This is a genomic window from Mycoplana dimorpha (assembly GCF_003046475.1).
In the GTDB taxonomy this organism is placed as follows: Bacteria; Pseudomonadota; Alphaproteobacteria; order Rhizobiales; family Rhizobiaceae; genus Mycoplana; species Mycoplana dimorpha.
In genome coordinates this window covers 683,412-703,365 of sequence record NZ_PZZZ01000002.1, presented here as the reverse complement: position 1 = coordinate 703,365, position 19,954 = coordinate 683,412, and the positions used below count along the sequence as shown (strand labels likewise).

Here is a 19,954-nt window from a genome sequence, read left to right as displayed (position 1 = left end):
CTCATGTTGAGAATTCGATATTGGCTTGTCGTCACGTTACTGAATCGACGAGAACTCACACTCGTTTTAAAACCAGCCCGCACGCTTCACAGCGCAACAGCCATGGCCGGCTTCTTGCGAAGCCAAAACGAAGTGTTGTCTCTTGATAAACGTGACCGCCAAAGTCTCTTCCAGGACGACCCTTTCGGACCGTCCGCGACACTCCGCCGCCCACGTTTCTCTTTCTTCCAATCTTCAATTGTCAAAGAACAGACGAACCCAGTTCGTCTCAATCCAAAGCCGAAGGCCACAGTCGCGTCCGCCGGTCGAAACCAGCCGTTCCTCGATCCGCATCCATTCGGAAACTTCAGAGCGAGTTCGTCAGTCGCTAGCAGCGCCGCCGCCCTCGTTGGTGAGGCGGTTTCTAGGCCCAACCCCCAACCAAGTCAACAGCCAAAATGACGGTTTTGCGAAAATTCTCGCCGGCCGGCGACCAAAGCTTGGATTTCCAACGTTTCTGTCGTGGGAAAATCATTGCCGGCCGGCGAGCTCAAAAATGCGGCCGGATTTCGCGGACCAAGACCTTTGATCCGAGAGCGGCGCCGCCGCATGAAAAAGGCGCCGGCGGAATTTCCGCGGCGCCCTTTGGCTCACAACGATGATTTTGATCAGGCCCCTGCCTCAGGCCTTGATCTTCAACTGCGCCATGATCCTTTCGAGATAGCCGAGCAGCACGGCCGAGATCACGAAGGCCAGGTGCATGAACGTCAGCCACATCAGCTGGGTGGTGGTGTACTGCTGGGCATTCAGGAAAACCTGAAGCAGGTGGATCGAGGAGATCGCCACGATCGACGACGCCACCTTGATCTTCAGGCTGCCGGCATCGAGCTTGCCGAGGAAGGAGACGTCGGCCTCGGCCTCGTCGAAGCGGCTGACGAAATTCTCGTAGCCGGCGATCATCACCATCAGGATCAGGCTCGCCACCAGCGCCGCGTCGATCAGGCCGAGCATGGCGAGGATCATCTCGGCGTCGTCGAAGACGAAGACGTTCTTCGTCACCTTGATGAACTTGTAGAGGAACGAGACGGCATAGACCGCAAGAGCGGCCACCAGCCCCAGGTAGAAGGCGACGAGGATCCAGCGGCTGGATAGAATGATGCGTTCGACGAGGATTTCGATCGACTTCATGGGCGCTCCGTCAGGCTCTGCGATTCGCCATGCTTAGCCAACGGGCTTCTGTCCGACAAGTGACGTCCCGCCTGCACCAAGCGCTGTGTTGAGCAGCGCGACGAACGCGTTTCCGGCGATCTCCAGCGGTCCGCTGTTGTCGATCGTCTCGATGTCCAGACCGCAATCCGCCTCGCCTGGACGACGCTCGAGACGGGCGGCGATCGCCGCGGCACTTTCGCGGCCGCGCCGTGCCAGCCGCTCGGCCAGCACGTCGGCATCCGCCGTGATGCTGACGACCTTCACCCGCGGAAAGGCGGCCGCGAAGGCGGGCAGCGCCTGACGGCTGCCGTTGACGATAACGACGCCCCCCGCCTCTATCGCCTGGAGCATCTCTGCCGGTACTCCATAGGACAATCCATGCGCCTCCCAGGAGACACAGAAGGCGCCGTCGCGCTTCATGCGCATGAAGGTCTCGGCGTCGACGCTGCGATGATCCTCTCCACCGGCATCGGCGGGCCGGGTGATGACGCGGGTCGCAAAGACGACCCTGTCGGTGCCCGTAAAATGACGGGCGGCATACGCCATGACGCTGTCCTTGCCCGCCCCGCTCGGACCGACGACGACGATCGCCATGCCGCCTCCCCTCCCCCCGGTGGCCTGCGTCAAAGACGCCGGCGCCTCGAACGATCCGCTCATGCCACCCGCCTGCCCTGGCGCCACACCGAGCGCACAACCGGCACGCCGGCGGGGCGACGCACGCGCACCAGGTCGGCGCGAAGGCCCGTGGCGATGCGGCCGCGGTCGTCGAGGCCGACCGTCCTTGCAGGCGTCGCCGACACCATCGCCATCGCTGCCGGCAGGCTGATCGCTTCGTTCTCCTCCGCAAGGATGAAGGGCGCGTGCATGAGGCTGAAGGGAACGTAATCGGAGGAAAGAACGTCAAGCACGCCGATCGCGGCGAGGTCGCGCGCGGCAATGTTGCCCGAATGCGACTTGCCGCGGACGATGTTGGGAGCGCCCATCAGCACGCTCATGCCGGCGCCGTGGGAGGCCTTGGCCGCGTCCAGGCTGGTCGGGAACTCGGCGAGCCTGGTGCCGTAGCCGAGTGACTCTTCGACATGCTCGAGCGTCGCATCGTCGTGGCTTGCGATGGTGATGGCGCGCGCCGCGCAATGGGCGGCCAGCGCGTCGCGATGCGGCTTGGCGTAGCGGGCGGACAGATCTTGCCGACGCTTGCAGAACGCGGCAAAGGCCTCGTCGCTCAGGCCGCGCTTCGTCTTGTAGTAGAGCGTATACTGTTCCATCGTCTGGAACTGGCGCTGGCCCGGTGCATGGTCCATCAGCGAAACGAGACGGACCTTGGGGTCGTTCTCGAACTCCTCGAAATGCTCCAGCACGTTCTCCGACGACACCTCACAGCGCAGGTGGATGAAATGCGCGGCGCGCAGGCGGTCGTCGCTTTCCGCCTCGGCGAGCGCATCGGCCATCGCCCGCATTTCACCCTTCTCGAATCCCCCGTCTTCGTCGGAACCCATCCGCAGGCAATCGAAGACGGTGGTGATGCCGGAGGTGACGACCTGGGCATCGTGCGCCTGGATCGCCGCCGTGGTGTTCCAGCGCACCCCAGGGCGGGGCGAATAATGCGATTCCAGATGGTCCGTGTGCAGTTCGACAAGGCCCGGGAGCAGATAGTCGCCGCCCATGTCCTCGCCGGTCGCAGTCGGAGAGTCGGAAATGTCGGCGATCAGGCCATCACGGATCAGCACCGCGCCATGGACGATCTGGTCCTCGAGCACGATTGCGGCATTGGTGAGCGTCAGTTCGGTTGGCATGTCAGGCAATCTTTCGGCTTGCAGCTCCACCGAGCGGGAAGAGCGAATGGACGATGAAATCGGCGCCCCGGGAGGGTTCGCGGAATAGCGCGAGCCCGGCGACGGAGAGCGGGCGGCCGTGAAAATCCGCAAAGTGTCGCAGCAACGCCTGCTCCATGCGCGATACGTCGTCGGCCGGCACCCGCCCGGTAAGCGTCATGTGGAAGCGGAAGGTATCGAAGACATAGGGATAGCCCCACTGTACCAGGTTCTGGCGCTCATCGCTGGAAAGCTCCTCCGGCCTGCGCCGGGCGATGTCGGCGGAGGAAAGCGGCGCGCGGAAGCGTTCGAAGCGACGCACGACCTCGGCGGCAAAGAGCTGGAGCGGTTCGCATTCGGCGCCGGGCACCAGCGCGAAGAAGGAGCCGAGGCGGCCGATCACCACTTCGGGGATATCGAAGCTGTCGAACTCCGCCGCAAACTGCGCGAGTTCCGCCAGCAGCTCGGCCTCCGAACAGCCTTCGGCCAATTCGAAAGGCGCCTTCAGGGTTGCGTGGAAGCCGTAGCGACGGGGGTCGGCGGTCAGGGCCGCCAGCGCTTCAGGTGAAAAACCGGCAACATCCGGCTGGCCGAGAGCGGCGCCGTTGAATGCGTTGCGGCCGAGCCAGCGTGCCGCGGCAAGCGTCAGGCCGTCGGTGGCGGGAGGCGTGAAGTAGAGGGCGTATCGCAAATTCAAGTCCTGTTCAATTCGGGGTCGCCGACCGGCGACCCACGCAAGCGTAACGGGATTCGTGTGGCAGCATCATGCCCGCCCCTTGCCATAGACTCCATCCCATCAGGTGCGCATTCGCCCGATCAACCGGGCGCGCAGCGCATTCGAGATGGCGTCGAAGACAAAGACGACGATCAGGATCAGGAGCACCATGTAGGCGACGTTCTCCCAATCCGAATTCGTGCGCATCGCTTCCCAGAGCTTCAGGCCGATCCCGCCGGCCCCGACCGCGCCGATGATCGTGGCCGACCGCGTGTTCGACTCCCAGAAGTAGAGCGCCTGCGAGGCGAAGACCGGCAGCACCTGCGGCAGCACGCCGAAGCGCTGCACGGCCACGCCGGGCGCGCCGACCGACTTGACGCCCTCGCGCTGCTTGTCGTCGATGTTTTCCAGCGCCTCCGAATAGAGCTTCCCGAGAGTGCCGGTGTCGGTGAAGAAGATCGCCGACATGCCGGCGAGCGGGCCGGGGCCGAAGGCACGGGTGAAGAACAGCGCCCAGATCAGCATGTCGACCGATCGCAGGAAGTCGAAGAAGCGCTTGGTCAGCTGGTTGGAGAGCCAGTTGCTGGTGATGTTGCGCGCCGCCATGAAGGCGAGCGGAAAGGCAACCAGCGTGGCCAGCACCGTTCCGACGAAAGCCATCACGATCGTCTGCAGGAGCTTCGTCCAGACGTCGAGATGCTGCCACTCGGAATTGTAGAGGACGTTGTTCCAGGCAAGCGAAAGATTCGAGCGCGACGGGTCGATGCGCTCTCCCGATGCGATGAGCGACATCACCTCGGAGGCCGACTTGCCGAAGAACGGCGACTGCGTATCGAACACGAAATTGGCCCAGCCGAGGAAGCGCTTGCGAATCGAGACCTCGTCTGCCTCGATCTCGGCCCAGCCGGCCATGCCGAAGGAGAGGACGATCTTCTCGCCGGGGCGTTTCTGCGTTGCCCAGCCCGGCAGGGCATCGCCATCCGGCAGGACGGTCTTGCCGTCCACAAAGACGCGCAGGCTCTCGTCGCCGTATCGCACCAGAACTTCGCCGGGCACGACCTCGATCCGAGCCGAACCGCTCATGACGATCTCGGCGCGGGTAACGACCTCCTCGGTGCGGACTTCGGCCTTCGCTTCACCCGTCGGGGCAGCCGTCGAACCGCCAAGCGGTGCGCCGGCCGTCATGAAGCTGGTTGCGGATTTTTTGACCGCAGGCTGGGCCGCTGTTGCGGCGGGAGCCTCGATCCTGTGCGTGACCGTCTCGCGCATCGCAATCACCCAGTCGGGATTGGGATTGTCGCCGAGGGGCGAAAAGCGCGGGTAGCGGATCTGCATCGTCCCATCGTCGGCCATGCGGATCTCGGGGCGGACCTCGTAGGACACCCAGTCGGCGAGATAGGTGCCGGCAAGCGACCAGTTGGCGTTTTGAAAAACGGCACCGATCGCGAAGAACCACCAGCAATAGAGCCCGTAGAGGATGGCGCCGAGGACGATCAGCGGCATACGGAAGCGGGACCAGAACGGACGGGTGAAAATCTCGGGGTGCCTTGCTTCGACCGCGGCCATTTCGGAGAGGTGGAGTTTGCTCATCGTCACGTTCTCACTGTGCGAGCCGGAAGGCCTGGTCGCCGACGAGCCGGCGCCGTGCCCAGGCAGATAGCTGGTCGACCGCGATGATGGTGCAGAAGAGCAGGAGCACGATCGCAAGCGTCTTGGCGGCATGGTTCTGGCCGATCGACAGCCGCAGCAACTCGCCGATGCCGCCGCCGCCGACCGCGCCGATGATGGTAGAGGCACGCACGTTGATTTCGAGCCGCAGCAGGAAATAGCTGATGAAATTGGGCATGACCTGCGGGACGATGCCGAACCAGACACGCTCCGTCCAATTGGCGCCGGCCGCACGCAGGCCTTCCTCCGCCTTCATGTCGGCGTTCTCGACTACTTCGAAGAAAAGCTTGCCCAGCGCTCCAACCGTATGGATCGACACGGCAATCACCGCCGGCAGCGGACCGAGCGACAGGATCGCCAGGAAGAAGCCGGCGAGCACGACTTCCGGAAAGGCGCGAAGGACTTCCATCACGCGTCGGGCAAAGCCGCGCACCAGCCAGTTCGGCATCAGGTTGCGGGCAGCCAGAAAGCAGAGGACGAAGCCGAGCAGCGCCCCGACGATGGTGGAGAAGATCGCGATGTTGAGCGTCTCCAGCATCTTGTAGAAGTATTCCGGAATGTAGAGGCTCTCGGTGACGTAGAACCGCCCTTCGGGATAATTGTACTTGAAGCTGCCATCGTCATAGGGAGAGGCGAGGTCGAAAAGGGCGCGGAAGACCTCGAACCCGTCGCGCGGGACCATGTCGCCGACAAAATCGAACAGGTGGGGCAGGCGGTCGAAGAACTTGCCGGCGTTCGTCTCGTTGGCAAACCAGAGCGAGCCGCCCAGAGCAAGGAAGAGCAGGCCGAAGCCGAGCCAGGAATGGAGCCAGCGCCTGGCGGCCAGTTCCTGCCAGTGGCGCTCGATCAGGGCTCCGCTTTCGCTGAACTCTTTCGGAAAGGAATTGAAGGCCATGGCGCTATCCCGCGTCGATGGAACCTCTGTTCGAGGCACGAGGCATCAAAGAAGTGGTGCCGGCCGGCAAGCGACCGGCACCGGAAGAGTGGCGATCAGCCGCCGATCGTCGCCTTGCGAGCGTCGATGATCGGCTTGTAGAAGTCGGCGTTGACCTCGATGAAGGAGGTGAAGTCGCCGCCCTGGATGGCCGAGAAGCAGGCTGCATCGGTCTTCGGCAGGTCAAGCATGAACTGCTTGAACTTCGCCTTCATCGCATCGTCCATCGAGGAGCGGATGACAACCGGGCCGTTCGGGATCAGCGGCGACTTCCAGATCTCGACGACATCGTTCATGTCGAGGATGCCCTTTTCCACCATCTTGTGCAGGTTGCCGGAGGTGTAGCCGTCCTTCCATTCGCCGACGCCCGAGCCGAAGGTCGTGCCGGCATCGAACGTGCCCTTCATGACTTCGAGAACGAGGTTCTCATGGCCGCCGCCAAAGCCGGTCTCGCCGAAGTATTCCTTCACCGGAGCGCCGATCGATTCCGGCAGGGTGACGAGCGGAACGAGGTAGCCGGAGGTGGAGTCCGGGTCGGCGAAGCCGAGCTTCTTGCCCTTCAGGTCCTCCAGCTTGGTGATGCCGCTGTCCTTGCGGGCAACCATGATCGAATAGTAGCCGGTGGAGCCGTCGGTCTGGACGGTCGTCAGGATCGGCTCCACGGCCTTGGGGTCGGCCAGGTAGATCTTGGCAAAGCCGGAAGCGCCGAGTTCGGCATAATCGAGGGTGCCTCCGAGCAGGCCCTGGATGACGCCGTCATAGTCGGCGGCCGGGAAGAAGGAGACCTTCTCGACGCCGAGTTCAGTCTTCAGCTTGTCGCCAAGGCACTGGAAATTGCGCAGGCGGTCGGCTTCGTTCTCGCCACCGATGATGCCGACGCGGAATTCCTTGGGGTCTTCGGCCTGGGCATGGCCCACGAGCGCCAGAAGCGCGACGGCGCCGAAAAGAGCTTTCTTCAGCATGAACTTCTCTCCTGTTTGTCCGGCGGCGCCGGCGCTTGAGTGTATGGGGCCCTTGACGCGGGCCGATCGATCCGGCCGGTCAGACGCCTGCCAGCACCAGCGGCGCTGCGCTGACGGATTCCCTGTTGTTGTCCTGCAACTGCGCGGAAACGGCGCCCCGGATGCTCGTCGAGGTGACGGTCTCATCGATCTCGGAGCCATCGGCGCCCGCGCCGTAGATTGCCCGCACCGCGGCCGCGTCGAGTTCACGCGGCGGCCCGTCGAAGACGACCCGGCCGGCGGACATGCCGATGATGCGTTCGCAGTAGTTCCTGGCGGTGTCGAGCGTGTGCAGGTTGGTGACGACCGTGATGCCCTCGCGCTCGTTGATGTCGCGCAGCGCGTCCATCACCACCTTGGCGTTGAGCGGGTCGAGCGAGGCGATCGGCTCGTCGGCGAGGATCATCTTCGGCTGCTGCATCAGGGCGCGGGCGATCGCCACGCGCTGCTGCTGGCCGCCCGAAAGCGTACCCGCCATCTGCAGCGCCGTCTGCTCGATGCCGAGACGCTCAAGCGCGGCAATCGCCATGATCCGTTCCTCGCGCGAGAACATGTTGAGCAGGCTCAAGGCGGTGGATCGATGGTTCAGCCGGCCGAGCAGGACATTGGTCAGCACGTCAAGCCGCGGAACCAGGTTGAACTGCTGGAAGATCATCGCGCAGTCGCGCTGCCAGTTGCGCAGCGCCGCGCCGCGCAGCGATGAAACCTCGATATCGCCGAAGCGGATCGAGCCCTCGCTCGGATCGACAAGCCGGTTGATCATGCGCAGCAGCGTCGACTTGCCGGCGCCCGAACGGCCGATGATCCCGACCATCTGCCCTTGCGGGATGTCGATGCTCACGGCGTTTACCGCCGCGTGTCCGCCGAATCGGTGGGTAACGTTGATCAGGCGAAACATGGCATCCCCTTTCGAGGCTTCAACATTGATGTTGCTGGGGCTTTAAAGGCGCTTGATGAAGCCCCAGTGTCAGTTTCATGTCGGTTTGATCACAGTCCACGGCACCGGATTTGCGGACTTCGCTCGGGCTTACGCCTCGTGGCGGGCCAGGAAGCCTTCCGCGTCGAGTGCGCGGAAATCGTCGAGTGCCGAGCGCAGCCGGGCATGGTCCCAGTCCCACCAGGCAAGCCGGTCGAAGCGTTCGGCAATCTGCCTGCCGAACCGTTCGCGGATCAGTTTCGCCGGCACGCCGCCGACGATGGTGTAGGGTGCAACGTCCTTGGTGACGACGGCGCCGGAGCCGATGACGGCACCGTTTCCGACGGTCACGCCGGGCAGGATCGTGGCGCCATGGCCGATCCAGACGTCATGACCGATCGTCACCCGATGTGCCCGCCGCCAGGCGAAGAAGTCCTCCTCCGGCTCGGCATCCGGCCAATAGTCCTCGGCGCGGTAGGTGAAGTGATGCTGGGTCGCCCGCCACGTCGGATGGTTGGTGGCGTTGATGCGGACCGACGACGCGATATTGGCGAACTTGCCGATCGTGGCGCACCACACCGAGCCGTCCTCCATGATGTAGGAATAGTCGCCAAGCTCGGTCTCGCTGATGCGGCAGCGCTCGGCGATTTCGGTGTAGCGGCCAAGCGTGCAACTGGTCACCCGCGCGGTCGGGTCGATGTGCGGCGTTTCGGAAAGCTTGGTCATGCGGCCCTCCTGGGCGAAAACGCGGAGACGTCGACGATGCGATCGGCCACCTTGGTGCGCACGTCTTCGTCGTGGAAAATGCCGAGCAGGGCCACCCCTGCCCGCTTCTTCTCCTCGATCATGTCGACGACGACCTCGCGGTTCTTGATGTCCAGGGAGGCGGTCGGTTCGTCCAGGAGCAGGATGCGGTGATCGGTGATGAAGCCACGCGCGATGTTGACGCGCTGCTGCTCGCCGCCGGAGAACGTGGCAGGCGGGAGTTGCCAGAGTTCGCGCGGCAGGTTGAGCCGGGCGAGCATCGCTTCCGCCCTTTCCCGAGCGCTGGCCGGAAGCTCGCCGCCGGCCACCAGCGGCTCGGCCACGACGTCGATCGCAGCGACGCGCGGCACGACCCGCAGGAACTGGCTGACATAGCCGAGCGTGACGCGGCGGACGGCGAGCACAGTGCGCGGGTCGGCGCTGGCAAGATCGATCGTCCTGCCTTCGTGCTCGACGAGGATCTGGCCGCCGTCGACGCCGTAGTTGCCGTAGACCATCTTCAGCAGCGAACTCTTGCCGATGCCGGACGGACCGCCAAGGACGACACATTCACCGGCCTTGACGGAGAAACTGACGTCCGAGACGACTGGCAGGCAGACGCCGTCTCGAAGATGCATGGTGAAGCTCTTTGCGACTTCGGATACGACGAGTGGGGTCGCCATGATGATTGTCCTTTGTACTGGGACCGGGCGCGCAGCGGAGGCGGCGCAGCGGTCAAACCTGCAGGATGGAAGAGACGAGGAGCTGGGTGTAGGCCTCGCGCGGATCGTCGAGGACGCGATCCGTCAGCCCCTGCTCGATCACCTGACCGTCCTTCATCACCATCATCCGGTGCGACAGAAGCCGCGCGACAGCGAGGTCGTGGGTGACAATGATCGCCGACAGGCCGAGGTCGTGGACCAGGTTGCGCACCAGGTCGAGCAGCCGCGCCTGCACCGAGACGTCGAGACCGCCGGTCGGCTCGTCCATGAAGACGAGGCGGGGCGAGGTAACGAGGTTGCGGGCAATCTGCAGGCGCTGGCGCATGCCGCCGGAAAAGGCCCTTGGCTGGTCGTCGATGCGGTCGACCTCGATCTCGACCCGCCGCAGCCAGTCGCCGGCAGTCGCGCGGATGTTGCCGTAGTGGCGTTGGCCGACCGCCATCAGCCGCTCGCCGACATTGGCGCCGGCCGATACCGCCATGCGAAGTCCATCGGCCGGATTCTGGTGGACGAAGCCCCAGTCGGTACGCATCAGGAAGCGCCGCTCGGCCTCGCCCATGTGGGCAAGGTCACGCATCTGGCCGTCCCGCATGCGGTATTCGATCGTCCCGGACGTGGGCATCAGGCGGGTGGCAAGGCAGTTGAGCAGCGTCGTCTTGCCCGAGCCGGATTCGCCGACGATCGCCAGGACCTCCCCCGGCCAGAGTTCGAAGGAGACGTTGCGGCAGCCGATGCGGGCGCCATAGAACTTCGAGACGTCCCGGACCTTCAGGAGCGGTGCATCGGTCATCGTGCAGTTTCCTTGTCGTAGGCGAGCATCGTGCCGCAATGGCCATGGTCGCGACGGTCTTCGCAGTGGTCGGTGTCGGAGCAGACGAACATCCGCCCGCCCTTGTCGTCGAGCACGACCTCGTCGAGATAGACGTTCTCCGCACCGCAGAGCGCACACGGCTTGTCAAAGGTCTGGATTTCGAAGGGATGATCCTCGAAATCGAGGCTGACCACCTCGGTATACGGCGGCACGGCATAGATGCGTTTCTCGCGCCCGGCACCGAAGAGCTGGAGCGCTTCCGACATGTGCATCTTCGGATTGTCGAACTTCGGCGTCGGCGACGGGTCCATCACGTAGCGCCCCTCCACCTTCACCGGATAGGCGTAGGTCGTGGCGATATGGCCGTTCCTGGCGATGTCCTCGTAGAGCTTGACGTGCATCAGCCCGTATTCTTCGAGTGCATGCATCTTGCGCGTCTCGGTTTCGCGGGGTTCGAGGAAGCGCAGCGGCTCGGGGATCGGCACCTGGTAGACGAGCGTCTGCCCGGCCGTCAGCTTTTCTTCCGGGATGCGGTGACGCGTCTGGATGATCGTCGCCTCCCCCGTCTTCGTCGTCACCGCCATATTGGCGACCTTCTTGAAGAAGGCACGAATGGAGACGGCGTTGGTCGTGTCGTCTGCGCCCTGGTCGATGACCTTCAGCACGTCATCCGGGCCGAGGATCGCCGCCGTCACCTGCACGCCGCCGGTGCCCCAGCCATAGGGCATCGGCATCTCGCGTGAGGCGAACGGCACCTGATAGCCGGGGATGGCGATCGCCTTCAGGATCGCGCGGCGGATCATCCGCTTCGTCTGCTCGTCGAGATACGCAAAGTTGTAGGTGGCAAGTTCGGTCGATACGGCGTTCATTGTGCTGCCTCCAGCGTGTCTTCGCCCGGCTCTTCGCGGTTGCGCTCTTCGTATTCGCGCCGCATGCGGCGCACGAGGTCGAGCTCGGCCTGGAAGTCGACGTAGTGCGGTAGCTTCAGGTGCTCGACGAAGCCGGTCGCCTGCACGTTGTCGGCGTGCGAGATGACGAACTCCTCGTCCTGCGCCGGCGCAACAATGTCCTCACCGAATTCTTCCGCGCGCAACGCCCGATCGACGAGCGACATGGCCATGGCCTTGCGCTCGCTCTGGCCGAACACGAGCCCGTAGCCGCGCGTGAACTGCGGCGGATTCTTTGCCGAGCCCTTGAACTGGGCGATCATCTGGCATTCCGTCACCTGGATGCGGCCGAGCGAAACGGCAAAGCCAAGTTCCGGCATGTCCAGTTCCACCTCTACCTCGCCGATGCGCACTTCGCCGACGAAGGGATGGGTGCGGGCATACCCACGCTGGGTCGAATAGCCGAGCGCCAGCAGAAAGCCCTCGTCGCCGCGGGCGAGTGCCTGCAGGCGAAGGTCCCGCTCCATCGGGAATTCCAAGGGTTCGCGCGTCAGGTCGCCGGGGACGTGTCCTTCCGGCAGCTGGCCGTCGTCCTCGACCAGCCCCTCGCTGGAAAGAATGTCGGCCACGCGCATGACGGGCTCGATTTCCCCGTCGCGCTGCAGCCCTTCTTCGACCGCCTCGTCGCGCAGCAGCGACGGATCGAGCAGGCGATGCGTATAGTCGAAGGTCGGCCCCAGCAACTGGCCGCCCGGCAGATCCTTGTAGGTCGCCGAGACACGGCGCTCGACCTGCATTTCTGCGGTCTCGACCGGCACCGAATAGCCGAAGCGAGGCAGCGTTGTGCGATAGGCGCGCAGGATGAAGATCGCCTCGATCATGTCGCCGCGCGCCTGCCGGATGGCCAGCGCCGCGAGCGCACGATCATAAAGCGAAGCCTCAGCCATCACCCGATCGACCGCGAGCCCGAGCTGGGCGACGATCTGCTCGATGCCGATTGCCGGCAGCGTGCGGTCGCCGCGACGGCGGTCGGCAAGCAGGCGATGGGCGTTGGAAATGGCGGCCTCGCCACCCTTGACGGCAACGTACATGGCTCAGGCCTCTCCGTTTCGAATGACTGTTGTTCGCGGCAGGCAGACGACCTCGTCGCCGGATACGAGGATCAGGTCGATGCCGCGGGGAAAGAGCGCGCGATTGGCTTGCGCAAGCGACACGAAGGCTTCCGGCAGGCCGGCCGGCGCAATCCGCGCCTCATCGCGGATCCCCGGACCGGTCAGCGCCAGCGGCTCGCCACCATCGAAGCCGTCGACCTCGATCACCAGCGTCGTCGAGCGGTCCGGATACTCCTGCGTGCCTTGCGAGAACATGTCGAAGCCCGGCACCACGCCCCCCTTCTCGACGAAGGCGAAGCGGGCCACCTGCTTCTCGGCCGTGACGGTGGCGCCGGTGTGGAACGCCAGCCATCCCGGCAGCTTCGACTTGGCGAGTTGCGGCGTCAGCCAGACGGGCGTGTCGTGATCGCACAGCGTCAGGGCGACGGCGCCGGCCGCTGCCCCAAGCGGCTGCGGCGGCTTCGCGACGGCTGAAATCGTGCCGATCGTGCCGGGTCGGGCCATGCAGTCCATCACCGTACGGAACACTGCCTGCGCATCGAAAACCGGCTCGGCGAAGGCGCCGGAAAAGATCTGGGTATCGGTCATCAGTCGTCTCCCCGCACCATGGTGAAGAAATCGACGCGGGTGGCGGCCGTTTCGCGCGCCTTCCTGGCATCGTCGGCCTTGAGGCGGGCGGCCACTTCGTCCAGCAGCCGCTCTACCGCTGCCGCATGCTCGCTCGTCTGCAGCAACGCGTCGAATACCGCGGCCAGGCGCGCCTTTTCGCCATCGGTCCCAAGCGCCTGGCCATGCCCGACGACGCCACAGTCGAGACGCACACTGGCGCGCGTGGCGGTAACCTCCCCGAGGTTGAACGGGGCACCGCCGCCGCCGATACGGCCGCGGACCATGACCAGTCCGGTCTCGGGGCCTCGCACCGGCGTTACCGCGGGCCTGGTTGCCAGCGCCTCCCAGGCCCCCGCCAGTTCAACGCGCGTCGCCTTGGCCAGGAGGCCCATCGCCCGCTTGCGTGCAGCCGCCTCCTGGTCGGGCGACGGCTGGTTTCGCACTGCTGCCATTGCTCCATCTCCGATCATCAGGTTGTCTATTGATCTAGACAACTATACATCATATGCTCCACTCATAGAGAGCCAAGATGACAGGCCTGTGACGGATGGCAAAATCAATCGAGCGACGATCGGGGGTGGCGCTCTGGCGGCAGATTGCCGACCGGATGCGGCTCGCCATCAATGACGGCGAGTATGACGGCACCGGCATGATGCCCTCGGAGGCCGCGCTGGCGCAGGAATTCGGCGTCAATCGCCACACGGTTCGCAGCGCGCTGGCCTCGCTCGCCGACGAGGGGATGGTGCGCGCCGTGCAAGGCATCGGCACGCTGATCGAGCGCCGCGACCGACTGACATTTCCGATCTCGCGCCGGACGCGATTTTCGCAGGGTCTCGGCGGCCAGGCAAAGGAACTGGAGGGACGGCTGCTGGCCCAAGCCATCGAGCCCGCCTCCCCGCCGGTGGCGAAGGCGCTTGCTCTGGCAATCGGTACCGACTGCGTCCGCCTCGACACGGTGTCGATTGCCGACGGCAAGCCGATCTCGGTTGCCACCAGCCACTTCCCTGCAGAGCGATTTGCGGGGGTCGGCGACAACTACGCCCGGACCGGCTCGATCACCAAGGCGCTCGCCGAACTGGGTATCGCGGACTATGTGCGCCGGTCGACCGAAATCTCGGCGGCCCATGCGGAAGGCGACGACCTCCGCTTGCTGAAACTATCACCGGGCGCGATCCTGCTCGTGACGACGGCAGTCAATGCCGATGTCGAGGGTCGGCCAATACAATATTCCCGGTCTCGCTTTGCAGCCGACCGGGTGAAATTCTTCGTCCAGTCTTGAAGAGGCAGCGCTATGCGCCGCCACTTCAAGCGGTATTGGCGACCGCGTCAGACCCGTCTGGACCAACCAAACAGCAGCGATACGACAAGCAGCACCAGAAAGACGAAGAATAGAATCTGGGCGATGCCTGCGGACGCACCGGCAATGCCGCTGAAACCTAAAACACCGGCGATGATCGCGATTACCAGGAACACAAGCGCGTAGTACAGCATACCTAACCTCCTCTTTTTCCATCGACATCAAAACGGAGACGGTGGGGGAAAGTTCCGCGCCAGATGTTGGCGCCAATAACCGATAACGAGAACCACCGGCTCATCATACGAAAGCGCCGTCGCATCCGCTGCGACGGCGCTTTCGGTCATAGCTACCTAGTGGCGGCGCTGCCATTCGTCGATCTGGCGTTCGGCCTCGTCCTTCGCAACGCCGTAACGCTGCTGGATCTTGCCGGCGAGTTCGACGCGGCGGCCATTGATGACATCCAGGTCATCGTCGGTCAGCTTGCCCCACTGGGCCCGGGCCTTGCCCTTGTATTCGTTCCATTTGCCCTCGATGATATCCCAGTTCATGTTGTCTCCTTTCAGCATGAATGAATGCATCCAAACAACGCCGGCGCGACCGGATCGTTCCGCCGCTAACAGCCCGCGACGGGAGTGCGCCCCTATTGCAGCCTTCGGGGGAACAAATGTCCTTCTTACGCGTTGCGGTGCTGTTGACGTTTAAACTGGTCGCACGGAGACACTGATGCTGGGCACAATTCTCCTTATTATCCTGATCCTCCTCCTGATCGGCGCCCTGCCGAACTGGGGCTACAGTAGCAACTGGGGATACGGGCCGTCGGGAGGCCTTGGACTGATAGTCGTAATTCTGATTATTTTGATCCTGATGGGACGTATCTGACTATTGAAAGGGAAAATCGAATGAAGACGTTGTTTGTAGCGGCAGCGCTTACGCTTTCGGCAATTGCGGCCACGTCCTGCACCCAGACTGAAAAAGGAACAGCGATCGGCGCGGCCTCGGGTGCAATCATCGGCGGCGCGGTCACCAACAAGGTTGGCGGTGCCGCGGTCGGCGCAGTGGCGGGCGGTGCGCTCGGCGCGCTGATCGGTAATGCGAGTGAGCCGGGACGCTGCATCTATCGCGACCGGTACGGGCGTCGCTATGAAGCTCCCTGCCGCTGATAGCATGGTCACCGAAGGGAAAAGCGGGCCGGAGGCCCGCTTTTCTTGCATTCGCAGCAAGCTAGCGTTGCCGGCTCGCCTGTCGTTCGGCTTCGTCGAGTTTCTCGAGCAGGTCGAGCAGCTGTTCGGGCACCGGCTCGGTCTCGATCGCTTCGTAGAAAGACTTGAGTTTGCGACCGACCACGCTCCCCGGGTCGAGAGTGCCCCGCGAGCCATCCGGCTTATGGCCGCCAACGACGGGCTTGCTCATCGCAATGCATCCCTTGCCATGCAGACACTATCTTTGTTTTGCCCCAAAATCAGCCTAACCAGACCGGTTAGACTTCGCACCGGGACCGATTTCGCTCTATGAATCTACAGGAAACGGTTCGGTTTCGAAACTTATCAGGGAGAAGTTCATGTCGCTATCCACCCGTATTGCTCCTCACCTGCCCTTGCTGCGGCGGTTTTCGCGTGCGGTAACGGGATCCCAGACCTCCGGCGATGCATACGTGGCGGCCATGCTGGAGGCTCTGATCGCCGATGTCTCGCTTTTCCCGGACCGATCGAACGACCGAATCAGTGTTTTCCGGCTCTATTGTGCGCTCTTCGACAAACTCGACGTGCCCGTTCCGCAGCCCGTCCAGTCCCCCTTCGCCTGGGAACGGCAAGCGGCGATCAATCTGGCCAACGTTGCGCCGCCGGCCCGCAAGGCGTTTCTGCTGGTATCGGTGGAAGGCTTCGCCGTCGCCGAATGTGCCGATATCCTCGACATCTCCGAGGATCAGGTGAACGTTCTGCTGGACCAGGCTTCCCACGAGATCTCCCAGCAGGTTGCCACCGATATCCTCATCATCGAGGACGAGCCACTGATCGCGATGGACATCGAGGACATGGTAACCGGGCTCGGTCACCGGGTAACCGGTATCGCACGGACCCACGCGGAGGCAGTCGATCTCTTCCACCGCTCGCCGCCCGGCATGGTGCTGGCAGACATCCAGCTCGCCGACGGCAGCTCGGGCATCGACGCGGTCAACGACATCCTGAAGAGCAGCAACATTCCGGTGATCTTCATCACTGCCTTTCCGGAGCGACTGCTGACAGGCGAGCGGCCGGAGCCGGCCTTCCTTGTCACCAAGCCGTTCAATCCTGAAATGGTGAAGGCACTGATCAGCCAGGCGCTGTTCTTCAACGAGCATGCGCGCCTGGCAAAGAGCGCCTGATCCTCCAACACTTTGAGAGGGCGGGCCGCCTGGCCCGCCCTCGTCTGACGGTTGAAGCTCAGGCCACTGCGGCCGTAATGATGATCTCGACGAGATGGGCCGGGGTGGCCAGCTTCGATTCGCCGGTGGCGCGCGCCGGAGCGTGGCCGGGAGCGACCCAGGCGTCCCAGACGGCGTTCATCTTCTGGAAGTCCGCCATGTCGGCGAGCCAGATCTGGGCTGAAAGGATGCGGGTCTTGTCGGAACCTGCAAGCGCCAGCAGGCGATCGATCTGGGCCAAGATCTGCTGGGTCTGCGTGGTGACGTCGGCGCCGGCCTCGCCGACCTGGCCGGCCAGATAGACCGTGCCGTTGTGAATGACGGCCTGGCTCATGCGCGCACCGGTTTCAAAGCGAGTAATGGTCATCGGTTCGTTCCTGTCGTTTAACTGATCAAGCCCTGAGGCCCCGCCCAGCGGACGGTACAGCCACCCGCCGGCGGGCATCTGCAGCGGCAGAAGGTCTATACGATTGCGACGGGCGCTTTGCCAGCGCGATTGTGCGGTCGGCTATTGCCCCGCCAAAGAGTTGCGTCGCGCCGGCAAGGGCTGCCTGCCGAAATGGCGGTGCGGAACGGCGCGCATCGGTCGTGCGATCTGCTTCAGGAGGCGGGTTGCGTCTTCCAGAGAGCGGCCAGCCGCACGAGGCTGTCTTCGACGATCGATCCCAGCGTGGCATCGATGCCGACGGCGACGACGTCAGGCTCGCCGGTGGGATCCTCGAGCGCGGCGAACTGGCTGTCGAGGAGGCTCGCGGGCATGAAATGGCCCGAGCGCGCCTGCATGCGCGCAAGCAGCAGGTCGCGGCTGCCGTCGAGAAACAGGAAGGTGAGCCGGCCGCCCGCGGCCGACCTAAGCCGGTCGCGATAGGCGCGCTTCAGGGCCGAACAGGAAACGACGATGCCCTGCCCCTCCGCCGTCGCGGCGTGCAGATGCTCGCCGATCCGGTCCAACCAAGGCCAGCGATCCGTATCGCTCAGCGGGATCCCTTTCGACATCTTGTCGATGTTTTCCCTGGGGTGGAGCCGGTCGCCTTCGAGGAAGGCAAGCCCGAGCCGGCGTGCCAGCGCCTCGGCCACGGAAGTCTTGCCGGAGCCGCTGACGCCCATGACGACGATGCGCCGCGGTGCGGCGTCAGCATTAGTCCCTGCTTGCGCTGGCACGTCCATCGCTCAAAGCGGATGATAGCAGGCGAACTGCTGGGCTTCGTCCCCCTCGAGCGGCGGCATGGCCTGGCGGCACTCCTCGGTCGCCCGCCAGCAACGCGGGTTGAACGGGCAACCTGCCGGTGGCTTCAGCGGCGAAGGCAGTTCGCCCTGCAACTGGATGCGCTCGCGCTTGCCTTCCGGATCGGCCATCGGCGTGGCCGAGAGAAGGGCTGCCGTATAGGGATGCTTCGGGTGGGCGAACACGCTTTCCGCCGTGCCCATCTCCACCGGGCGGCCGAGATACATCACCATCACCTCGTCGGCGATGTGGCGTACGACCGATAGACCGTGCGAGATGAAGAGATAGGCAAGCCCCATCTCCTTCTGCAGGTCCATCAACAGGTTCAGAACCTGCGCCTGGATCGACAGGTCCAGCGCGGAGACCGGCTCGTCGAGCACCAGGACCTTCGGCCGCAGCATCAGCGCGCGGGCGATCGCGATGCGCTGGCGCTGGCCGCCGGAGAACATGTGCGGGTAGCGATCGTAATGTTCCGGCCGCAGCCCCACCTTCGTCATCATCTCCTCGACCTTGCGGCGGCGCGTCGCCGCATCGTCCCTGGTGTTGATGACGAGCGGCTCCTCGAGGATGGTTCCGACCTTCTGGCGCGGATTGAGGGAGCCGTAGGGGTTCTGGAAGACGATCTGCACGAGACTGCGCAGCGACTTGTCGCCGACATGAGCCGGCTTGCCGTCGATCAGGAGCGAACCCGCGCTCGGATCCTCGATCATGGTGACCAGGCGGGCGAGCGTGGACTTGCCGCAACCGGATTCACCGACGACGGCAAGCGTCTTGCCCGAATGGAGCTCGAAGGTGACGCCGTTCAGCGCCCGAACGATCGCCTCCGGTTTGAACATCCCGCGCTTGACGGAATAGAAGCGGGAAAGGTCCTTTCCCTGCAGGACGGGTTCACTCATCAGGCGCGCTCCTCGGCCAGTGCGGCAGTCTTGCCGGGGTGGTTCTGCGGGACGCCGCCCACGAGCGGGTAGTTGCACAGCGCACTGCCGAGCGAGGGCGGCTGCAGCGTCACGCTCCGACGGCAGAGGTCGGTGGCAAAGGTACAGCGCGGCGAGAAGAGACAGCCCGTCGGCCGGTCGTGCTGGCCGGGCACGACGCCCGGGATCGACGGCAGGCGCCCGCCGACGGTGGCCCGCTCCGGCAGCGAGGACAGAAGGGCTGCCGTGTAGGGATGGTGCGGATCGCGGAACAGTTCCTTGACCGGCTGCTCCTCTACTTTCTGGCCGGCATACTGCACCTGGACGCGCTCAGCGGTTTCGGCGACGACGCCCATGTCGTGGGTGATCAGCACCAGCGCCATGCCATGTTCCTTCTGCAAGCGAACCAGCAGATCAAGGATCTGCGCCTGGATCGTCACGTCGAGCGCCGTGGTCGGCTCGTCGGCGATCAGCAGCTTCGGATTGCAGGCGAGCGCCATGGCGATCATGACGCGCTGGCTCATGCCGCCGGACATCTGGTGGGGGTAGTTCGACAGCCGGTCTTCCGGCGCCGGGATGCCGACGAGGCGCAGGAGCTCGATCGAGCGCTGGCGCCGGGCGGCGCGACCAAGCCCCATGTGGAAGCGCAGCGTCTCGCCGAGCTGGTAGCCGACCGTGAAGCAGGGATTGAGGCTCGACATCGGCTCCTGGAAGATCATGGCAATGTCCTTGCCGATAATCTTGCGGCGTTGGCGCGGCGACATTTTCAGCAGGTCCTTGCCGTCGAACGCCATGCGGTCGGCGGTAATCTTCGCCGTCCATGGCAGAAGGCCCATGACCGCCAGCATGGAGACGGACTTGCCCGACCCGGATTCGCCGACGATCGACAGGATTTCGCCCTTGTCGCAGGACAGGGACACGCCGTCCACGGCACGGAACAGACCGGAGGAGGTTTCAAACTCGACGGTCAGATTTTTGATTTCGAGAAGGGACATGGAG

Annotated in this window: 27 protein-coding genes; 5 read left to right on the top strand and 22 right to left on the bottom strand. The window is 64.2% G+C overall.

Translation table 11 applies throughout. The features are described from left to right. Nucleotides 1–441: hypothetical protein (locus tag C7449_RS21910; RefSeq protein WP_210204701.1), on the top strand; the 441-nt coding region annotated here is incomplete at its 5' end. 219 nt (nucleotides 442–660) lie between these two features. Here C7449_RS21910 and C7449_RS06975 read toward each other — a convergent pair. The 15 genes from C7449_RS06975 to phnG form a co-directional block, all read right to left on the bottom strand. Further along, nucleotides 661–1,167 (bottom strand): TIGR00645 family protein, encoded by a 507-nt coding sequence (locus C7449_RS06975; RefSeq protein ID WP_108002037.1) that lies wholly within the window; start codon nucleotides 1,165–1,167, stop codon nucleotides 661–663. Between the two features lie 33 nt (nucleotides 1,168–1,200). Continuing rightward, a complete protein-coding gene (phnN, locus tag C7449_RS06970) occupies nucleotides 1,201–1,845 on the bottom strand; it encodes a phosphonate metabolism protein/1,5-bisphosphokinase (PRPP-forming) PhnN (protein ID WP_108002036.1) in 645 nt (214 codons plus the stop codon). After that, nucleotides 1,842–2,981, bottom strand: a complete 1,140-nt coding sequence (locus tag C7449_RS06965) for an alpha-D-ribose 1-methylphosphonate 5-triphosphate diphosphatase (protein ID WP_108002035.1) — start codon at nucleotides 2,979–2,981, stop codon at nucleotides 1,842–1,844. Before C7449_RS06965 ends, phnN begins: the two co-directional genes overlap by 4 nt. 1 nt (nucleotide 2,982) lies before the next feature. Beyond that, nucleotides 2,983–3,690 carry a DUF1045 domain-containing protein gene (locus tag C7449_RS06960; RefSeq protein ID WP_108002094.1) on the bottom strand — a complete coding sequence of 236 codons (708 nt, stop codon included), beginning with the start codon at nucleotides 3,688–3,690 and terminating at the stop codon, nucleotides 2,983–2,985. 105 nt (nucleotides 3,691–3,795) lie between these two features. Further along, complete coding sequence (gene phnE / locus C7449_RS06955; protein ID WP_108002034.1) at nucleotides 3,796–5,304, bottom strand: phosphonate ABC transporter, permease protein PhnE; 1,509 nt, start codon at nucleotides 5,302–5,304, stop codon at nucleotides 3,796–3,798. A gap of 10 nt (nucleotides 5,305–5,314) precedes the next feature. After that, the gene (gene phnE, locus C7449_RS06950) at nucleotides 5,315–6,277 is read right to left on the bottom strand and encodes a phosphonate ABC transporter, permease protein PhnE (RefSeq protein ID WP_108002033.1); all 963 of its coding nucleotides are present in this window, start codon (nucleotides 6,275–6,277) and stop codon (nucleotides 5,315–5,317) included. 95 nt (nucleotides 6,278–6,372) lie between these two features. Next, nucleotides 6,373–7,278 carry a phosphonate ABC transporter substrate-binding protein gene (gene phnD / locus C7449_RS06945; protein WP_108002032.1) on the bottom strand — a complete coding sequence of 302 codons (906 nt, stop codon included), beginning with the start codon at nucleotides 7,276–7,278 and terminating at the stop codon, nucleotides 6,373–6,375. Between the two features lie 79 nt (nucleotides 7,279–7,357). Beyond that, nucleotides 7,358–8,215 carry a phosphonate ABC transporter ATP-binding protein gene (gene phnC, locus C7449_RS06940; RefSeq protein ID WP_108002031.1) on the bottom strand — a complete coding sequence of 286 codons (858 nt, stop codon included), beginning with the start codon at nucleotides 8,213–8,215 and terminating at the stop codon, nucleotides 7,358–7,360. Nucleotides 8,216–8,344: 129 nt separating this feature from the next. Next, nucleotides 8,345–8,959, bottom strand: a complete 615-nt coding sequence (locus tag C7449_RS06935) for a DapH/DapD/GlmU-related protein (protein WP_108002030.1) — start codon at nucleotides 8,957–8,959, stop codon at nucleotides 8,345–8,347. Then, nucleotides 8,956–9,660, bottom strand: coding sequence for a phosphonate C-P lyase system protein PhnL (gene phnL, locus C7449_RS06930; protein ID WP_108002029.1), 705 nt, complete (start codon nucleotides 9,658–9,660; stop codon nucleotides 8,956–8,958). Before phnL ends, C7449_RS06935 begins: the two co-directional genes overlap by 4 nt. Before the next feature lie 52 nt (nucleotides 9,661–9,712). Beyond that, on the bottom strand, nucleotides 9,713–10,489 hold the full coding sequence (phnK, locus tag C7449_RS06925) for a phosphonate C-P lyase system protein PhnK (RefSeq protein ID WP_108002028.1): 777 nt from the start codon (nucleotides 10,487–10,489) through the stop codon (nucleotides 9,713–9,715). Beyond that, the gene (locus tag C7449_RS06920; protein ID WP_108002027.1) at nucleotides 10,486–11,379 is read right to left on the bottom strand and encodes an alpha-D-ribose 1-methylphosphonate 5-phosphate C-P-lyase PhnJ; all 894 of its coding nucleotides are present in this window, start codon (nucleotides 11,377–11,379) and stop codon (nucleotides 10,486–10,488) included. The genes phnK and C7449_RS06920 overlap by 4 nt, the downstream gene beginning before the upstream one ends. Further along, nucleotides 11,376–12,488 carry a carbon-phosphorus lyase complex subunit PhnI gene (locus tag C7449_RS06915; protein ID WP_108002026.1) on the bottom strand — a complete coding sequence of 371 codons (1,113 nt, stop codon included), beginning with the start codon at nucleotides 12,486–12,488 and terminating at the stop codon, nucleotides 11,376–11,378. The genes C7449_RS06920 and C7449_RS06915 overlap by 4 nt, the downstream gene beginning before the upstream one ends. A gap of 3 nt (nucleotides 12,489–12,491) precedes the next feature. Then, on the bottom strand, nucleotides 12,492–13,100 hold the full coding sequence (gene phnH / locus C7449_RS06910; protein WP_108002025.1) for a phosphonate C-P lyase system protein PhnH: 609 nt from the start codon (nucleotides 13,098–13,100) through the stop codon (nucleotides 12,492–12,494). Beyond that, nucleotides 13,097–13,570, bottom strand: a complete 474-nt coding sequence (gene phnG, locus C7449_RS06905) for a phosphonate C-P lyase system protein PhnG (RefSeq protein WP_108002024.1) — start codon at nucleotides 13,568–13,570, stop codon at nucleotides 13,097–13,099. Before phnG ends, phnH begins: the two co-directional genes overlap by 4 nt. Nucleotides 13,571–13,665: 95 nt before the next feature. On the opposite strand from phnG, the gene phnF reads away from it, so the two are divergent. After that, nucleotides 13,666–14,397: a phosphonate metabolism transcriptional regulator PhnF gene (phnF, locus tag C7449_RS06900; RefSeq protein WP_108002023.1), complete on the top strand. Its 732-nt coding sequence runs from the start codon at nucleotides 13,666–13,668 to the stop codon at nucleotides 14,395–14,397. A gap of 47 nt (nucleotides 14,398–14,444) precedes the next feature. On the opposite strand, the gene C7449_RS06895 is transcribed toward phnF, so the two are convergent. Then, the gene (locus C7449_RS06895; protein ID WP_108002022.1) at nucleotides 14,445–14,609 is read right to left on the bottom strand and encodes a DUF1328 domain-containing protein; all 165 of its coding nucleotides are present in this window, start codon (nucleotides 14,607–14,609) and stop codon (nucleotides 14,445–14,447) included. A 156-nt stretch (nucleotides 14,610–14,765) separates the two neighbouring features. Then, complete coding sequence (locus C7449_RS06890) at nucleotides 14,766–14,963, bottom strand: CsbD family protein (protein ID WP_108002093.1); 198 nt, start codon at nucleotides 14,961–14,963, stop codon at nucleotides 14,766–14,768. A gap of 175 nt (nucleotides 14,964–15,138) precedes the next feature. Here C7449_RS06890 and C7449_RS06885 point away from each other — a divergent pair, with 175 nt between their 5' ends. Then, the gene (locus C7449_RS06885; RefSeq protein WP_108002021.1) at nucleotides 15,139–15,294 is read left to right on the top strand and encodes a DUF3309 family protein; all 156 of its coding nucleotides are present in this window, start codon (nucleotides 15,139–15,141) and stop codon (nucleotides 15,292–15,294) included. A 20-nt stretch (nucleotides 15,295–15,314) separates the two neighbouring features. Next, nucleotides 15,315–15,575 carry a glycine zipper domain-containing protein gene (locus C7449_RS06880; RefSeq protein ID WP_108002020.1) on the top strand — a complete coding sequence of 87 codons (261 nt, stop codon included), beginning with the start codon at nucleotides 15,315–15,317 and terminating at the stop codon, nucleotides 15,573–15,575. Nucleotides 15,576–15,636: 61 nt separating this feature from the next. Here C7449_RS06880 and C7449_RS06875 read toward each other — a convergent pair whose 3' ends face one another. Continuing rightward, nucleotides 15,637–15,825, bottom strand: a complete 189-nt coding sequence (locus C7449_RS06875) for a NepR family anti-sigma factor (RefSeq protein ID WP_108002019.1) — start codon at nucleotides 15,823–15,825, stop codon at nucleotides 15,637–15,639. A gap of 148 nt (nucleotides 15,826–15,973) precedes the next feature. Here C7449_RS06875 and C7449_RS06870 point away from each other — a divergent pair, with 148 nt between their 5' ends. Continuing rightward, nucleotides 15,974–16,777: a response regulator gene (locus tag C7449_RS06870; RefSeq protein WP_108002018.1), complete on the top strand. Its 804-nt coding sequence runs from the start codon at nucleotides 15,974–15,976 to the stop codon at nucleotides 16,775–16,777. A gap of 58 nt (nucleotides 16,778–16,835) precedes the next feature. Here C7449_RS06870 and C7449_RS06865 read toward each other — a convergent pair whose 3' ends face one another. The 4 genes from C7449_RS06865 to C7449_RS06850 form a co-directional block, all read right to left on the bottom strand. Then, entirely contained in the window at nucleotides 16,836–17,183 is a 348-nt protein-coding gene (locus C7449_RS06865) for a RidA family protein (protein ID WP_108002017.1), read from the bottom strand. Nucleotides 17,184–17,416: 233 nt separating this feature from the next. Then, complete coding sequence (locus tag C7449_RS06860; RefSeq protein WP_108002016.1) at nucleotides 17,417–17,983, bottom strand: gluconokinase; 567 nt, start codon at nucleotides 17,981–17,983, stop codon at nucleotides 17,417–17,419. Between the two features lie 3 nt (nucleotides 17,984–17,986). Further along, the gene (locus C7449_RS06855; RefSeq protein ID WP_108002015.1) at nucleotides 17,987–18,937 is read right to left on the bottom strand and encodes a peptide ABC transporter ATP-binding protein; all 951 of its coding nucleotides are present in this window, start codon (nucleotides 18,935–18,937) and stop codon (nucleotides 17,987–17,989) included. Further along, entirely contained in the window at nucleotides 18,937–19,950 is a 1,014-nt protein-coding gene (locus C7449_RS06850; protein WP_108002092.1) for an ABC transporter ATP-binding protein, read from the bottom strand. The genes C7449_RS06855 and C7449_RS06850 overlap by 1 nt, the downstream gene beginning before the upstream one ends. Nucleotides 19,951–19,954: the final 4 nt, after the last annotated feature.

Excerpts from the sequence above, each read along its gene's own strand:
- C7449_RS06975 (WP_108002037.1), bottom strand. The coding sequence starts at position 1,167 with ATGAAGTCGATCGAAATCCTCGTCGAACGCATCATTCTATCCAGCCGC.
- phnN (WP_108002036.1), bottom strand. The coding sequence starts at position 1,845 with ATGAGCGGATCGTTCGAGGCGCCGGCGTCTTTGACGCAGGCCACCGGG.
- C7449_RS06965 (WP_108002035.1), bottom strand. The coding sequence starts at position 2,981 with ATGCCAACCGAACTGACGCTCACCAATGCCGCAATCGTGCTCGAGGAC.
- phnE (WP_108002034.1), bottom strand. The coding sequence starts at position 5,304 with ATGAGCAAACTCCACCTCTCCGAAATGGCCGCGGTCGAAGCAAGGCAC.
- phnE (WP_108002033.1), bottom strand. The coding sequence starts at position 6,277 with ATGGCCTTCAATTCCTTTCCGAAAGAGTTCAGCGAAAGCGGAGCCCTG.
- phnD (WP_108002032.1), bottom strand. The coding sequence starts at position 7,278 with ATGCTGAAGAAAGCTCTTTTCGGCGCCGTCGCGCTTCTGGCGCTCGTG.
- phnC (WP_108002031.1), bottom strand. The coding sequence starts at position 8,215 with ATGTTTCGCCTGATCAACGTTACCCACCGATTCGGCGGACACGCGGCG.
- C7449_RS06935 (WP_108002030.1), bottom strand. The coding sequence starts at position 8,959 with ATGACCAAGCTTTCCGAAACGCCGCACATCGACCCGACCGCGCGGGTG.
- phnL (WP_108002029.1), bottom strand. The coding sequence starts at position 9,660 with ATGGCGACCCCACTCGTCGTATCCGAAGTCGCAAAGAGCTTCACCATG.
- phnK (WP_108002028.1), bottom strand. The coding sequence starts at position 10,489 with ATGACCGATGCACCGCTCCTGAAGGTCCGGGACGTCTCGAAGTTCTAT.
- C7449_RS06920 (WP_108002027.1), bottom strand. The coding sequence starts at position 11,379 with ATGAACGCCGTATCGACCGAACTTGCCACCTACAACTTTGCGTATCTC.
- C7449_RS06915 (WP_108002026.1), bottom strand. The coding sequence starts at position 12,488 with ATGTACGTTGCCGTCAAGGGTGGCGAGGCCGCCATTTCCAACGCCCAT.
- phnG (WP_108002024.1), bottom strand. The coding sequence starts at position 13,570 with ATGGCAGCAGTGCGAAACCAGCCGTCGCCCGACCAGGAGGCGGCTGCA.
- phnF (WP_108002023.1), top strand. The coding sequence starts at position 13,666 with ATGGCAAAATCAATCGAGCGACGATCGGGGGTGGCGCTCTGGCGGCAG.
- C7449_RS06895 (WP_108002022.1), bottom strand. The coding sequence starts at position 14,609 with ATGCTGTACTACGCGCTTGTGTTCCTGGTAATCGCGATCATCGCCGGT.
- C7449_RS06890 (WP_108002093.1), bottom strand. The coding sequence starts at position 14,963 with ATGAACTGGGATATCATCGAGGGCAAATGGAACGAATACAAGGGCAAG.
- C7449_RS06885 (WP_108002021.1), top strand. The coding sequence starts at position 15,139 with ATGCTGGGCACAATTCTCCTTATTATCCTGATCCTCCTCCTGATCGGC.
- C7449_RS06880 (WP_108002020.1), top strand. The coding sequence starts at position 15,315 with ATGAAGACGTTGTTTGTAGCGGCAGCGCTTACGCTTTCGGCAATTGCG.
- C7449_RS06875 (WP_108002019.1), bottom strand. The coding sequence starts at position 15,825 with ATGAGCAAGCCCGTCGTTGGCGGCCATAAGCCGGATGGCTCGCGGGGC.
- C7449_RS06870 (WP_108002018.1), top strand. The coding sequence starts at position 15,974 with ATGTCGCTATCCACCCGTATTGCTCCTCACCTGCCCTTGCTGCGGCGG.
- C7449_RS06865 (WP_108002017.1), bottom strand. The coding sequence starts at position 17,183 with ATGACCATTACTCGCTTTGAAACCGGTGCGCGCATGAGCCAGGCCGTC.
- C7449_RS06860 (WP_108002016.1), bottom strand. The coding sequence starts at position 17,983 with ATGGACGTGCCAGCGCAAGCAGGGACTAATGCTGACGCCGCACCGCGG.
- C7449_RS06855 (WP_108002015.1), bottom strand. The coding sequence starts at position 18,937 with ATGAGTGAACCCGTCCTGCAGGGAAAGGACCTTTCCCGCTTCTATTCC.
- C7449_RS06850 (WP_108002092.1), bottom strand. The coding sequence starts at position 19,950 with ATGTCCCTTCTCGAAATCAAAAATCTGACCGTCGAGTTTGAAACCTCC.